This window comes from Streptomyces sp. NBC_00872 (assembly GCF_045161915.1).
GTDB lineage: Bacteria > Actinomycetota > Actinomycetes > Streptomycetales > Streptomycetaceae > Streptomyces.
Genome location: NZ_CP108806.1, coordinates 537,108 through 551,554 on the forward strand (window position 1 = coordinate 537,108; position 14,447 = coordinate 551,554).

7 protein-coding genes are annotated in these 14,447 nt (G+C 72.1%); all 7 read right to left on the reverse strand.

Annotated features, from left to right (window positions below; genetic code table 11):
• Positions 1 to 37 precede the first annotated feature (37 nt).
• The 7 genes from lysX to OG214_RS02395 all read right to left on the reverse strand — a co-directional run bounded on the left by lysX (position 38) and on the right by OG214_RS02395 (position 14,425).
• Positions 38 to 904: a lysine biosynthesis protein LysX gene (lysX, locus tag OG214_RS02365; RefSeq protein ID WP_405983577.1), complete on the reverse strand. Its 867-nt coding sequence runs from the start codon at positions 902 to 904 to the stop codon at positions 38 to 40.
• A gap of 94 nt (positions 905 to 998) precedes the next feature.
• Positions 999 to 2,021 carry a BtrH N-terminal domain-containing protein gene (locus tag OG214_RS02370; protein WP_405983578.1) on the reverse strand — a complete coding sequence of 341 codons (1,023 nt, stop codon included), beginning with the start codon at positions 2,019 to 2,021 and terminating at the stop codon, positions 999 to 1,001.
• Positions 2,018 to 2,629, reverse strand: coding sequence for a hypothetical protein (locus tag OG214_RS02375; RefSeq protein ID WP_405983579.1), 612 nt, complete (start codon positions 2,627 to 2,629; stop codon positions 2,018 to 2,020). The genes OG214_RS02370 and OG214_RS02375 overlap by 4 nt, the downstream gene beginning before the upstream one ends.
• A gap of 65 nt (positions 2,630 to 2,694) precedes the next feature.
• Positions 2,695 to 3,447 carry a 2OG-Fe dioxygenase family protein gene (locus OG214_RS02380; protein ID WP_363085152.1) on the reverse strand — a complete coding sequence of 251 codons (753 nt, stop codon included), beginning with the start codon at positions 3,445 to 3,447 and terminating at the stop codon, positions 2,695 to 2,697.
• 577 nt (positions 3,448 to 4,024) lie between these two features.
• Positions 4,025 to 9,400 carry a type I polyketide synthase gene (locus OG214_RS02385; RefSeq protein ID WP_405987411.1) on the reverse strand — a complete coding sequence of 1,792 codons (5,376 nt, stop codon included), beginning with the start codon at positions 9,398 to 9,400 and terminating at the stop codon, positions 4,025 to 4,027.
• A gap of 1 nt (position 9,401) precedes the next feature.
• Positions 9,402 to 9,713 carry an MbtH family protein gene (locus OG214_RS02390; protein WP_405983580.1) on the reverse strand — a complete coding sequence of 104 codons (312 nt, stop codon included), beginning with the start codon at positions 9,711 to 9,713 and terminating at the stop codon, positions 9,402 to 9,404.
• Between the two features lie 50 nt (positions 9,714 to 9,763).
• Positions 9,764 to 14,425: an amino acid adenylation domain-containing protein gene (locus OG214_RS02395; protein ID WP_405983581.1), complete on the reverse strand. Its 4,662-nt coding sequence runs from the start codon at positions 14,423 to 14,425 to the stop codon at positions 9,764 to 9,766.
• Positions 14,426 to 14,447: the final 22 nt, after the last annotated feature.

Here is a 14,447-nt window from a genome sequence, read left to right on the forward strand (position 1 = left end):
CGCGTCAGCCTCTCTTCGGTCCGGAACGACGCGTGTTTCATGAGTTCTCCGCCGCTTCCAACGACTCGATCTCCTCGATCACCCAGTCCACGATGAATCCCGCGACATCGATCCCGGTCGCGTCGATGGCACCGTGGAACTCGGGGGTGTGGTTGACCTCGTTCGCGTACATGCGTTCCTGCTGGTCGATCAGTATGTCGACGCCGAGGAAGCCCCCGCCCACCGCACGCGCCGCCGCCAGGGCCAGCTCGGTCAGTTCGGGGGTGATCGGGCAGGGCGTGGCGGCGCCGCCGATGGCGGTGTTGGTCCGCCAGTCGTCCACCGCGTTCTTGTAGATGGCGCAGACCACCCGGTCGCCCGCGACATACGACTTGATGTCACGTCCGGGCTTGTCGATGTGCTCCTGGAGATAGAACACGTGCTGCTGCGGGTTCGGCAGGGCGGCCCGGTGTTCCAGAATGGCCCTGCCCTGCTCCTCGTCGTGGATCCGGGTCGTCAAGTGCCCCCATGATCCGGTCACCGGTTTGGCGACCACGGGATAACCCAGCTTGGACATGGCGTCCAGCGCGGACGGGGCTCCCCAGGCGACCGCCGCCTGCGGGATCGGAAGTCCGGCGGCGTGGAACGCCACCGCGGTGCGGAGTTTGTCCCCGCAGACGTCCAGTACCTCCGGCCGGTTGAGCGTGGGAACCCCGAGTCCGGTCAGCACGGACGCGACGGAGGTGGCGCGGCTGTGGCTCACTTCGCGCATGAGCGCCGCGCGATAGGGCGGACGGCCGTCGGTGAGCAGCACCGTCAGCTTCCTCGGGTCGACGTGCTCGTAGAGCAGCCCGCGCCGCTCGAGCGACTCAAGGATCAGTCGCTCCTCCCGGCGGATCCGGGAGGCGACAACGGCTATCGGCATACCGGTTCTGTCCACGACTGCCCTTCCCGATCTACGCCGTACATCAGTCGGCGTGGGTCCATGCCGGGTGGTTCGGATACTGGTCCGCGACCGGTCATACCGATCGGGACAACACGTCCGCCGCCAGATCCAGTTGTTCGAGCGCGACGTCGAGGCGGCGGACGAGTTCCGTACTGTGCCTTCGCAGTTCGTCGAACCGGTGCCGCTCCCAGACCCGCGCGTGCGCGCCCGTCATACGCACTCCGGTCCAGCCGTGCGCGACGGCGTCCACACCGGCCGCGGCCTCCGCGAGTTCGAGGATCTCCCACCTCTTCCCCTGCTGGCGCAGGAACTCCGCGTGCAGGCCCGTCTGTGCCTGGATGTTCCAGCTGATCACGTACAGCTCGCTCAGCGCGTCGGCGGCCGCGTCCGTACCGGGGGTGAGCGAGCACAGTTCGTCGAGGTAACGCCGCAGGCCCGCCACGCCCGTCTGGATGCCGGCGGCGGATTCCCGCCGGTACCGGGCGACGTTGTCCCGTATCACCCGGCCGAGCCAGTCGAGGTCGGGTTCCGGGACGGGTCCCCGCATACGGGTCCGCAGCCAGCGCCGGCCACTGGGGCTCGCGCTGAAGAACACGTCGGCGTCGTCGGGCGGGTTGGGCGACCCCCAGCTCGCCAGGAAATCGGAGACGGGGATCGCGCCCTGGAACGCGGGCGGTTGGGCGTCGGACACGAACACCTCGGACGAGGTGATCCTGTACACCACCAGGAGATGCGCGGCGTGGACATCGTGGAAGGCGGGACGGAACGGCAGATAGAAGTTGTCCACCGCGGCGATGGGCAGCACGCCCGCCGCCAGCGCGTCGCGCAGTTCGTCCAGTCCGTCGCCTCCGCCGCGGTGCCAGGTCGACTCGAACGGGTGGTACAGGGCGAGCCGTTGGGCGAGCGAGTCGGGTTCCGAGAGGAAGTAGTACTCCTCGGAGGTCCAGGCTCCGGGGCGGCGGCGGAATTCCCACGGTGCGCCCAGGACGGTGACCGGGTCATGACCGTCGTGGAGCAGCACGGTCGCCAGCGTGGCGTGCAGACAACTGCCCAGGTCGCGCGTCCACAACTGGATCCGCTGTGCGGTGTCGCTCATATCGCCGTCCCCTCCGCGAGCCGCGCGTCGGTTCCGGTCAGCAGGGTGACGGCGAAGACATGCAACGCGACGGACCGCGGCAGCCGTAGCGCCCGCGCGGAGCCGGCGCGTGGCATACCGACCCGGGTCAGCCACATCGTGGTGGGCAGGCCCTGCTGAACATGGTGGGGATAGTGCATCCGACGGGTGCGGAACGCGGGGACCTCGCCGAACGCCGGTGTGCCGTCCAGGAAATCCGAGACGCCCACCCGGAGCGGGTCGGAGTGCCCGTCCTCGTAATGTGCCCAGAGTGTGCTGTCGCCGCGCCGTTCCGAGGCGGCGAGCAAGTAGATCCAGTCGTATTGACGAGACGGGATATCGATGAGCTGTCCCTCGCACCGTACGTTGTCCCCTTCGGCATGGGCGTTCGCCCATTGGAAGGGGATGCCGGCCACCTCGACCAGGGTGCCGGGCTCGGGCAGTTCTTCCGCCGGGAAGGAGTTTCCCCATGCGTTCAACCGTCCGTGCTCAAGATCGGCGACGCTTGTGGTGGCCCGGTTGTTGAGCAGGTCGTCGATACCGATCAGACAGAATTCCGGCGGTGATGTCGTTCCGGGCAGCGTCCGCACGGGGCGATCGGACTTCGTGCGGGTGAGCACCGAATCGCTTGATACCTGGCTCATCGAACCCCCAGTCACGGAAGAGAGGTGTGAGTGCGCCCCGCCACGCCAGCAAGGTCGAGCACGGTGTTGAAGTCGACAATCATGGTGTCCCGCCAGCCCGGCGCGTGCGGGTCCTCGCTGCGGATCTCGCTGACGGAGTGCTCCATCGTCGTGTCGGACAGAAGCAGGGTCTCCAGCGGCTCGGTCATGGTGACCGTGTACTGCGCCTTCGACTCACGGCGCCGGAAGAGCTGGTTCTCGCCTCCGCCGCACTGGTGCCGTCCGATCAGATGGATCGCCACATACGCGTGGCCGTCCGAGTGCCGTCCCTCCGGCGCGGGTTCGGAAGCTTCCTGGGCGTCGGCTATGACGCGGATGAAGTGGATTCCGAGTTCCCAGTCGCGTTTCCCCGCCACCTCGTTGACGAGTGCGACGGTCTCGCTCAGGATCCGGGTGAATTGGGTGCTCGCCAACGCGGTGTCGGTCAGCGGCTCGAATACGCGCAACTGATCGCCGAACGCGCGGTTGACCGTTTTGGTCTGGAAGAACTCGCTGCCGCGTAACGGCTCAAGTATGCCGTCGCGGTGGGCGAGTACTCTGCCGTACCGGCGGTTTCGGCGGCACCGTGCCGAGCCGAGGTAAGCATCCGGAACCAATTCGTTCCACGATGCCGCGAACTGCTGCCAGTCGTTTCCCTCGGTCGGCAGACGCAGACGGCCGTGTGTCCAACCGTACTGGGCGAAGTCGTCGGCGCGAAGTTCTCCGGGCGTCGACTTGTCGTGCATCACCGGGTCCTGACCTGAACGTCCGGATCCGGTCCGCCCGATCGAGTGCTGCTCCTCCTGTTGGTAACTACCGCATGCTCAAGTGCCCGGTCGGAGTCGTCCATCATTGGCTTCCCCTCAGCGGTTCAACGTGAACGCGTGTCATCTGGCCCAGAGTGTGGCGCTACCCTCCCGGTTCTCTTCCGTCTCAGGCGCCCTGGAGAGGAGAACCGGTGCCGTGATCACCACCTCGAGCTCAGTCGAGCACGATGGGTAGACAGGATTCTCTGCGACCCTCGGTGTGCGGCGATCTGCGTTGACTGCAGTCTCTGCGTAGAAGCCACAGTCGTCGCGAGAATTATACTACATACACTTACATCGATGTCTTGCCGACTGTCGCCCGGTCGCGAGCTTTCGGGCGCCGTGGAACGCGTCCAACAGGGGCGGAACCACCGGGCGACAGGGGCTGGTGTCCTGACTTTGCAGTATGTGGAGAGTCGGTGCGGGACCGGGCCCGGGACAGATGGATCGCACCGTCCCGGGTCCGGGTGGAGCCGGGTGGCGAGATCCTCACCACCCCGGACCGGTCACCGGCGGGTCAGCCGACCGGCTCGGCCACCGGGGCGTCCGACCGCATCTGACCCGCCGGGGCCGGTCCGCCGTCCGCGTCCGGTTCGCCGGTCGCGGACGAGGCCTCGGCGCCCGCCCCGTCGTCCTCGTCCGCGGCGCCCCCGACCTCGGTGGCGAGGAACTCCGCCAGCGCGCGGACCGTCGGGTTGCTCCACAGGATCGTGGGTGGCAGATCCACCGCGAAACACCGGTGCAGCCGCACCCGCAGAGCCACGGTGAGCACCGAGTCGACCCCGAGTTCGAGCAGCGGCCGGTCGATCCCGATGTCGTCCGGCGCGAGGTTGAGCTCGGCGGCGACCTGCTGGTGCGCCTCCGCCAGCACCTTCTCCGCCAGCTCCCCCGCCGGCACGGCCGACCAGTCCATCGCGCCACCACCGGTACTCTCCGCCCCGGCATCGGTGACCGAGAGATGCGAGAACACCGGCAGCGTGTGGTCGGGCATCACCCGCATCACCGCGACGTACGGCAGGCCGAACCGGTCCGCGTAACTCCAGCTGCGCAGCGCCTCGGTGACGGTGATCCCGCCGAGCCCGCGGGACTCGGCCTCCAGGATCGTCGCCCTGCCGGTGGTCTCGCCCATCCCACGGCCGATCCACTGCGCCCAGGCGATGCTGGTCGCGCCGGACTCGCCCCGGGCCCGCCGCAGCGCGGCCAGCCCGTCCAGGAAGGAGTTCGCCGACGCGTAGCTGACCTGGCCGGTGAGCCGGGCCAGCTGGCCGCACGAGGAGAACATGGTGAAGAAGTCCAGCGTGCCGGCCGGGAAGAGCCGGTGCAGGACCATCGCGCCGTCGGCCTTCGGCCCCATGGTGGTGTCCAGGTTCGCCGCGCTGCTCTTCTCCACCAGCGCGTCGGACACCACACCGGCGCAGTGCACGATGCCCCGCACGGGCGGCATGTCCAGCGCACCGGGATCGAGCGCTCGGGCGGTCGCCTCGGGATCGGAGATGTCCAGCCGCAGCACCCGTACCGTGGCACCCGCCGCCTCCAGGGCGGCCACCTCGGCGACCTGCGCGGCGACCGCCGGGTCGCTCACCCGGTCCCACTCCGACCGCGACGGCAGGCCCCGCCGGCCGATCAGCACCAGTCTGCGGGCGCCCTGCTCGACCAGATGCGCCGCGGCCTCCAGACCGAGCGCGCCCAGGCCACCGGTGATCAGATAGGTCCCGTCTGGACGGCAGTCCACCGGCTCGCGCTCGGCGGGCCGCTCGACCTTCCGCAGCCGGGCGACGTACACACCCTCCGGGTCGAGCGACAGCACGTCCTCGGTGGGCGGCACGGCGCCGATCAGCCCGGCCGCGGACGCCGGTTCGGCGCCCTCGGACACATCGATGACGCCACCCCACAGGTCGGGACGCTCTCCGGCGACGATCCGGCCGGCGCCCCAGAGCGGGGCGTGCGCCAGCGCCGCCTCGGAACCGCCCTCGCGCACTCCCTGGGTGAGGACCCAGACAGTGGGCCGGCGCCGCTCGTCCGGTATCGCGGCCACCCGCTGTACGGCGTCGAGGAGCGCCTGCGAGCACCGGCGGGCCGCCTGCTCGGGGACCTCCCCCGGCAGCAGGGCCGGCGGCGCCACGATCACCGCGTCGCCCGCGGCGAGCAGGCCGTCGCCGATCGCGGACGTGTCGGGCACCGCCCGGCACTCCACCCCGCGCGCCGCGAGCGCCTCGACCAGCGCGGGACCGCCGGCGGGCCGCCCCACCAGAAGGGCCCGTCGCGGCGCCGGGGCGTCGGCCGGCACCTCCAGCGGCTCCCAGGCCAGCTCGTGCACCAGGTCGCGCGGGCTGACCGCGCCGGAGCCGATGTCCTGCACCTTGACGTAGCGCAGACCCCGGGCCTCGCACACCACCTGGCCGCTCTCGTCGGCCACCAGCATGTCGATGGTGTCCGGCGTGTGCGGGCTACGGGTGGTGTGCACGAAGATCCGTCCCGGCGGGGCGCCGCGGAAGGCCAGCGACTCCAGGTGCGAGCAGGTGCGCAGCACGCTGGAGTCCTCGCTCATCACCAGTACGCCGCTGGCGGTCAGCGCCGCGTCGACCACGGCGGTCCAGCTGGACGGGTGCAGCTTCGGGGTGTGGTCCACGGTCACGGTGGCCAGCTGCTCGTCCTCGCCGCGGACCAGCTCCTCCACCACCCAGGGGAAGGTGTAGCCGTCCACGCCCATCGTCCGGAAGATCCCGTCCACCTTGGCCCAGGTCCAGGACACCGGACAGCGGGCCCGGATCACGTCGGGGTCCTCCATCGGGGTGGCACCGACCTCCGGCTCGCGCACGACGGTGGCCGTCGTGTGGGTCAGCCACTCGTCGTCCTGGACGCCGCCGCCCTCCTGCTCGCGCTTGATCCGGCTGGCGAGGCGGACCTTGTCCTGCTCCATCACCACCTGCACCACGCGCGGCGGGTGCGCGGCCAGCGGGATACGGAACACGATGTCGCGCAGTCCGTAAGGCACCTCGCCCTCGCCTGCGGCCGCGCCGATGAACGAGTTGAGCACCACCGAGGCGGGCACGGTCTCCACCCCGACCACCTTGTGCGACTGCGCGTAGGGCCGGTTGGACATGTCCAGCTCGGTCTGCCAGACCCGCTGCACCGGGGCGCTGGCGACGGTGGTGTGCCCGCCGACCAGCGTGTGCGTGTCCGGGTCGTGGCCCCGGCCCGCGCCCTGCTCCTGCGGTGTGTCCGGGAAGATCCAGAACGGCCGGTGCTGCCAGCGCACCGCCGGGACATCCACCAGGTCACCGGGGTACGAGAAGGCCACCGGGGTGCCCAGGCAGTGCAACCGGGCCAGATTGGCCAGCATGGTGCGCAGCTCCGGCTGCTCCCGGCGCAGGGTGATCGCCACCTGGGCGTCGGAGACCCCCGCGTCCAGCGCGGTCTCGGTGATCGAGTGCGCGACCACCGGGTGCGAGGAGACCTCCAGGAACACCCGGGCCCCGTCGTCCAGCGCGGCCCGCACCGCCTGGTGGAAGCGCACCGGATCGGCCAGGTTGGTCTTCCAGTACCCGCCCTCGCGGGGCGCGTCCGAGCGCGGGTCGGCCAGTGCGGTGCTGTAGAGCGGCACCCTCGGGGCACCGGCGCGCAGCTCACCGGCGGCCTGTCCGACCTGGTCCAGCACCTCCCGTACATGCGGGCTGTGGAAGGCCACGTCGGTGTTCACCCGGCGGGCCTGGACGCCTTCGGCCGCCAGCTCGGCCACCAGGGCCTCGACGGCGTCGATGTCGCCGGACACCACGGTGGACAGGGGGCTGGCGGCGATCGCGGCGACCACGCCGTCCCGGCCGGCCACCCGCTCCTCGACCTCGCCGAAGGCCATCGGCACCATCGCCATGGCACCGCGTCCGGCCACCTGGTCCAGAGCACGGGCACGACGGCAGGCGAACCGCGCCGCCTCGGCCCGCTCCAGGCTGCCCGCGACCACGGCGGCGGCGATCTCACCGACCGAGTGCCCGATCACCGCTCCCGGACGCAGGCCCAGCCGCGACCACACCTCGGCGAGGGCGACCTGCATCGCGAAGGTCATCGCCTGGGTACGGGTCACGGTCCACGGACCGCCCGCCTCGATCGCCTCCCGGGGGGTCCAGCCCAGCTCCTCGGCGAACACCGGGGCCAGTTCGTCGATCACCTGGGTGAACGCCGGTTCGGTGTCGAGCAGTTCCCGGCCCATCCCGGACCACTGCGAACCGTGCCCGGAGAACACCCAGACCGGTCCGGCGGCGCCGCTGTCACCGAACGCGGACGCCGCTCCCGAGACCACCGCGGACGAGGTCTCGTCGTCGGCCAGCGCGTCCAGACCGGCCAGCAGGTCCTCGGTGGTGCCGGCCACCACCGCGGCCCGGCGGGCCAGATGGGAGCGACGGGCGGTGAGCGTGTGGGCCAGTGAGTCCAGACCGGTGCCGGGGTACGCGCGCACCCAGTCGGCCACCGAACCGGCCAGCCCGCGCACGCCCTGCTCCGAGGCCGCCGACACCGGGAACACCCGGAGCCCGGCCGGTTCCGCCGTATCGCCGGGGCCGCCGGCCGTGTCCGGGCGCGGCGCCGGGGCCTGCTGCAGGACGGCGTGCGCGATCGAGCCGCCCACACCGTAACTGGAGACCCCGGCGCGCCGGCCGTACTCGCCCCCGGTCCACGGTGTCGTCTCGCCGACCAGGCGCATCCCGGCGGCCTCCAGGCCCAGTTCGGGATCGGCCTCGTCGTGCGGGCTGGGCGGCAGCTCGCCATGGCGCATCCCCAGCAGCACCTTGATCACACCGGCGATGCCGGAGGCCGCCTCGACATGTCCGACGTTCGGCTTGAGCGTGCCGATCAGCAGCGGGTCGTCGCTGTCCCGGCCGGGGCCGAAAACACTGCCGATGGCCCTGGCCTCGGCGGAGTCGCCGAGCCGGGTGCCGGTGCCGTGCGCCTCGACGTACTGCACCGTGCGCGGGTCGATCCCGGCCCGCTGGTAGACCTCCTCCAGCATCCGCCGCTGGGCGTCGCTGTTGGGGGCCATCATCCCGTCGGAGCGGCCGTCCTGGAAGACACCGCTGCCCATCACCAGCCCGTGCACCCGGTCCCCGTCGCGGACCGCGTCGGACAGGCGCTTGAGTACGACGACGCCGCCGCCCTCACCGCGTCCGTAGCCGTCGGCCGCCTTGTCGAACGCCTTGCTGCGCCCGTCCGGGGAGGTCGCGGAGGCCGCGTCCAGGGCCACCACCAGGGCCGGCGAGGCCATGATGTTGATCCCGCCGACGATCGCCACGCCGGTCTCCCCGCCGCGCAGACTCTGGCCGGCCACGTGCAGGGCGGTCAGCGAGCCCGCGCAAGCCGTGTCCACCGCCATGCTCGGGCCGTGCGTGTCGAGGAAGTACGAGATCCGGTTGGCGATCCCGTAGAAGGTGGTGCCGTTGACCGCCCAGGCACCCGTACGGTTCAGGTCCTCCAGCAGCCGGCGGCCGTAGTCGTTGGAGTTCGCCGCCACATAGACACCGGTGTCGGTGCCGGCCAGCGCGGTCGGCGGCAGCCCGGCGTCGCACAGCGCCTCCCAGGCCAGCTCCAGCATGATCCGCTGCTGCGGGTCGATGTACTCGGCCTCGCGCGGCGTGATCTGGAAGAACTCGGCGTCGAAGCCCTCGATGTCCCGCATGAACGAACCCTTGCGGGTGGTCCTGCGCAGGATGGCGCTGGTCTGCGGATTGGTTTCGTAGGGGTCCCAGCGCCGGGCGGGCATCTCCCCCACAGCGCTGCGCCCGGCGCGCAGGAAGTCCCACAACTGGCCGGGGGTGTCGAGATCGGGGGCGAACCGGCAGCTCATACCGATCACCGCGAGCGGTTCCTCGGCCCGGTCCGGGGTCACGGGCGGGTTCTGCACCATCTCAGCCAACGCGTACGTCTCCCTCGTCGCCAACGGCGCGGCGCAGGCTCAGCGGCCGCAGATCGGTCCACACCTCGGCGATGTGCGCCAGGCAGTCGTTCTTGGGGCCGTCGAAGCCCTCCGCGGCCCAGCCGTCCGGGATGTCCTGCCCGGCGGGCCAGATCGAGTACTGGTCCTCGTGGTTGCGCACCACGAGGTACCTACGCTCGTCCGTGCTCACTGTCACTCCCATCTCATGGCGTGCGGTCTCGTCCTTGCCGTGCGAGGACTGGGGCCGGGCATCCTCCCCGGTCGGTTCCGGTCGCGTGTACATGCGGTTCCGACCGCGGTCCGGCGGCTGTGCCGGGGACGTGGCCGAACGGGTCAGGACGCGTCGAGCGTCCGGATGTACCCGGCCAACTGGGCCGGGGTGTGCAGGGCCCGCGTGCGCAGCAGTTCGCCCAGTCCGTCCGGGGCGATGAAGCGGCGCAGGGTGCGGGGAGCGGCGGCGGACGGATCCGCCGCCAGCCGGGCGGCGACCTGGCCGGCGATGCCGGCCACCCAGACCCTGCTCGGGTCCAGGCCGGCCACCCGGGAGTACCAGTCGCGGTCCGGGCAGGGCCGCAGGGGGTGCCCGGCGGCGCGGATCGCCGCCACCAGGTCTTGGGTGTCACCGATGGCCGCCGGGACGGCGTCCAGATAGCGGGCGCCCGCCGCGGTGTGGTCGCGGTCGGCCAGCAGCACCGCCCGTGCCACGGCGTCCGCGGGCAGCGCCTGGAACAGCTCGTTGCCCTCCAGCGCGAAGCTCTCCGGGAAGCCGCCGGTCTCGATCATCGCCCGGGACCAGCTCCACACCGCGTCGGCCGGGTTGATCTGGAACCTGTGCTGGTCGCCGAAGACGCTGGGGATCCGCACCGCCACGGCGGGTACGTCCAGCTCGGCGGCGAGTTCGAGGTACTGCTCGGCCATCGCCTTGGACCGTACGTATCCGTTGGCCGTGGACGGCAGGGCCCGCAGCGGTCCTGGCACCACGGTGGAGCCGGGCGGGTAGGCGCCGGAGTCGTACACCGAACTGGTGGACACCAGGGTGAGGGCGGAGCGGGGACCGCGGGCGGCCAGCTCCAGCAGACCGGCCATGCTGTGTGTGTTGGCCGCGGCCAGTTGCTCGTACGGATAGACGTGGTTGACCCAGGCGGCGGTGTGGACGATCCGGCCCGCGTCCGAGGCCAGCCGGTCGCGGTCCGCCCCGGTCATGCCGAGGCCGGGCGCGGCGATGTCACCGTCCACCAGCTCCAGCCGCGCCGCGTGCTCCTCGCGCCACAGGCCGAGATCGGCCATCCCGGCCACCAGTCGCCCGTGGCGGGCGGACCCGCCGCGGACCAGGCACAGCACACGGGCCCCGCCGGCCAGCAGCTCGGCGAGCACGAACCGGCCGACGAACCCGGTGGCCCCGGTGAGCAGGACGGTGTTCCGGTCGGCCTCGGCGCGCGGGCCGGGGCGCGGGATCCCGGCGGCCCGGACGGCCAGGTCGGCGCGGACCGCGACCAGTTCGGCGGTGGGTCCGGGGGCGGTCGGCTCCGCGCTCGTGGCCTCCGCGCTCCCAGCCGCCACGCTCGTGGCGTCCGCGTCCTGACCCGGTGCCGCGGCGGTCTCGGCGGTCTCGGCGGTCTCGGCGGTCTCGGCGGTCTCGGCGGTCTCGGCGGTCTCGGCGGCGGAGCGCACCTCGTCGACCGCGTCGGCCAGCGGCTGGAGCTGGGGGCGGTGGAACAAGGTGTCCATCGGCACCTCGACACCGAGCGCGGTGCGGATCCGGGCCACCAGGTGCATCACCATCAGGGAATGCCCGCCGAGCTCGAAGAAGTTGTCCTCGCCGCCGACCGCGCGCACGCCGAGCAACTCGCGCCAGATCCCGGCCAGTTCGCGCGCGGTGTCGCCGCGCGGCGGCTCGCCGCGCGGTCCGGTCGCCGCGGCCTGGTCCCGGCGGTCGGCCAGCGCCTGGCGGTCCAGCTTGCCGTTGCGGGTCAGCGGCAGCTCCTCCAGCAAGGTGATCGAGGCCGGCACCATCCATTCCGGCAGCGAGCGCAGCAGCGCCCGGCGGATCCCGGCGCCACTCACCCGGGCGTCCGCGGCCGGCACCACGTATCCGGCCAGGGTGGCCGCGCCGATCCGGTCGCGCTCCAGGACCACGGCCGCCCGTACGACGTTGTCGAGCGCGTCCAGGGCCGTCTGCACCTCGCCCAGCTCGATCCGGTGCCCGCGCACCTTCACCTGGTCGTCGCCGCGGCCCAGATAGACCAGCTCGCCGTCGCGACGGCGCACCGCCAGGTCGCCGCTGCGGTACATCCGGGCACCGGGGCGCCCGCTGAAGGGATCGGGCAGCATCCGCTCGGCGGTCAGCCCGGGGTTGGCCACGTACCCCAGGCTCACCCCGTCCCCGCCGACGAAGATCTCGCCGGGCACCCCGGTACCGACCGGACGCAGCGCCCCGTCCAGCAGGTACAGCGACAGGTCCGGCAGCGGCGGGCCGATCAGGGACGCCGGTTCGGCCAGGTCCGCCTCCCGCACCGGCCGTACGGTGACATGCACGGTGGTCTCGGTGATCCCGTACATGTTGATCAGTTCCGGCCGCCGGTCACCGTGCGCGCCCACCCAGCGGCGCAGCGCGGCGTGGTGGAGCGCCTCCCCGCCGAACACCACATAGCGCAGCGCCGGCGGATCGGGACGCTCCAGCAGGGCCTCGCTCACCTGTCCGAACGCGGACGGGGTCTGGCTCAGCACGGTGACCCGCTCGGCCAGCACGAGCTCGGCGAACACGTCCGGGGCCCGGGTGACCCACTGCGGTACGACCACCAGCCGGCCCCCGTGCAGCAGCGCTCCCCAGATCTCCCAGACGGAGAAGTCGAACGCGTAGGAGTGGAACAGCGTCCACACGTCGTCGGGACCCAGCCGCAGATGCTCGTCGCAGGCCGCCAGCAGCCGCAGCACATGGCGGTGCGCGACGAGCACGCCCTTGGGCCGGCCCGAGGAACCGGAGGTGTAGATCACGTAGGCGGGTGCGTCCGGGGGTACGTCCACGGCGGCCGGTCCGGGCCCGCCGGCCGCCCATGCCGGGTCCTGCCAGTCCAGCACCAGGGTCCGCGGGCCGCCGTCGGCGCTGCCCAGCGCGGGCGCCGACACGGTGGCCGGGGTGGCCAGCACGGTCCGCACCCCGCACTCGGCGAACTGGTCCGCGGTACGGTCGGCGGGATTCTCCGGGTCCACCGGCAGATAGGCGGCCCCGGTCCGGAGCACCCCGAGTACGGCGGCCGGCAGGTCCACGCTCCGGTCCACGACCAGGCCGACGATGCTGCCCGGCCCCTCGCCCCTGGCCTGTAGTGCCGCCGCGATCCGGTCGGCCCGCGCGGACAGCTCCGCGTAGCTGAGCCGTTCCCGCTCGTCCGAGACGGCGACGGCGTCCGGTCGCAGGGCGGACCGCGCGGCGAACGCGGCGTGCAGCGTTCCCCCGGACGGAACGGCGTCCCCGGCCCGGGTCAGTCCCCGGGCGGGGATCACCATGTGCTCGTCGGGCGCCAGCATCTCCAGATCGGCGACCGGGACGTCCGGCGCGGCCAGGCCGGCGCGCAGCAGCGCCTCCAGCCAGCGGGCCCAGCGGGCCACCGTCTCGCCGTCCAGCAACTCGTCGTCGTAGGGCAGATAGCCCACCACTTCGTCGCCCTCGCACCACAGTTCGGCCATCAGGTCGTAGTGCGTCGCGCCGCCGTCGAGCTCGGCGAAGGAGATCTCCAGGCCCGGCATCTCGGGCGGGGTGGGAGCGCCGTCGCGCAACGAGAAGGAGGTCTGGAAGATCGGTGTCTCGCCCGGACGGCGGGAGGGCTGCAACTCGCGCACCAGCATGTCGAACGGCACGTCCTGGTGGGTCATCGCCTCGGTCAGGGCGGCGCCGGTGCGGCGTACCAGGGTGTGCAGGTCCGGCCGGTCGCCGACCCGGACATGGATCGGCAGCCAGTTCAGGAAGTACCCGATCATCCGCTGCATCTCCGCGCGCGGCCGGCCGGCCACCGGCACGCCGACCACCAGCGAGTCGGAGCGCACCAGCCGGGACAGCAGGGCGACGTAACCGGCCAGGAACGCGCCGAGCAGGGTCGTGTCGTGCCGCCGGGCCAGCTCGCGCAGCCCGGCGACCAGATCGGCGCCGAACCGCACATGGTGGAACTGTCCCTGGCTGCCGCGGATCGCCGGCCTGGGCCGGTCGGTGGGCAGGTCCAGCGCGCTCGGGGCGCCGTCCAGCCGCTCGCGCCAGTGCTCCAGGGTGCGCCGCATCGACGCGCCGTCCACCGTGGCCCGCTGCCACTCGGCGAAGTCCGGGTAGTGCAGGTCCAGCGGGGTCAGCCGCACCGGCTCCCCACGCTCACGCGCGTACAGCTTGCCGAGGTCGTTCAGCAGGATCCCCAGCGACCAGTTGTCGGAGACGATGTGGTGCTGCACCAGCGCGAGCAGGTGCGTACGCTCCCCGATCCGGTACAGCGTGCAGCGCAGCAGCGGGCCGTCGGCCAGGTCGAAATCCTCGGTGACCAGCTGGGAGGCGTGGCGCCGGGCCGTACCCGCCGGGTCCGCGGCGTCGCCGCAGTCGATCTGTTCCAGCGGGAGCGTCATCCGCTCCAGGACCAGCTGGTACGGGCGGCCGTCCCGCTGGCGGAAGACCGTGCGCAGCGCCTCGTGCCGCAGGACGAGCCGCTGCAGCGCCCGCTCCAGCGCCCCGGTGTCCAGCTCGCCTTCCAGCCGCAGCGCGACCGGGACATGGAAGATCTCCCGTCGGGTCAGCAGTTCGTACATGAACCACAGCCGCTCCTGCTCGAACGAGCAGGGGGCCTCGGCGGCGCCGCCGGCCCGGCGGGTGATCCCGAGGTCCGCGCCACGCTGGGCCAGCATCCGCTCCACCAGCCGGCGCTGCTGCGGACTCAGCGCGGCCAGCCGCGACCGCAGCGAGGTCAGGTCGGTCGGGGCCGCGCCGTCCACCGGTGCGTCCGGCCGGGTCGGCAGATCCATGGCAGGGGACTCCTTGTCGGTG

What these genes read in the sequence shown, in the direction of transcription:
- OG214_RS02380 (WP_363085152.1), bottom strand. Translation starts at nt 3,447, where the DNA reads ATGCACGACAAGTCGACGCCCGGAGAACTTCGCGCCGACGACTTCGCC.
- OG214_RS02395 (WP_405983581.1), bottom strand. Translation starts at nt 14,425, where the DNA reads ATGGATCTGCCGACCCGGCCGGACGCACCGGTGGACGGCGCGGCCCCG.
- OG214_RS02385 (WP_405987411.1), bottom strand. Translation starts at nt 9,400, where the DNA reads ATGGTGCAGAACCCGCCCGTGACCCCGGACCGGGCCGAGGAACCGCTC.
- OG214_RS02370 (WP_405983578.1), bottom strand. Translation starts at nt 2,021, where the DNA reads ATGAGCGACACCGCACAGCGGATCCAGTTGTGGACGCGCGACCTGGGC.
- lysX (WP_405983577.1), bottom strand. Translation starts at nt 904, where the DNA reads ATGCCGATAGCCGTTGTCGCCTCCCGGATCCGCCGGGAGGAGCGACTG.
- OG214_RS02390 (WP_405983580.1), bottom strand. Translation starts at nt 9,713, where the DNA reads ATGTACACGCGACCGGAACCGACCGGGGAGGATGCCCGGCCCCAGTCC.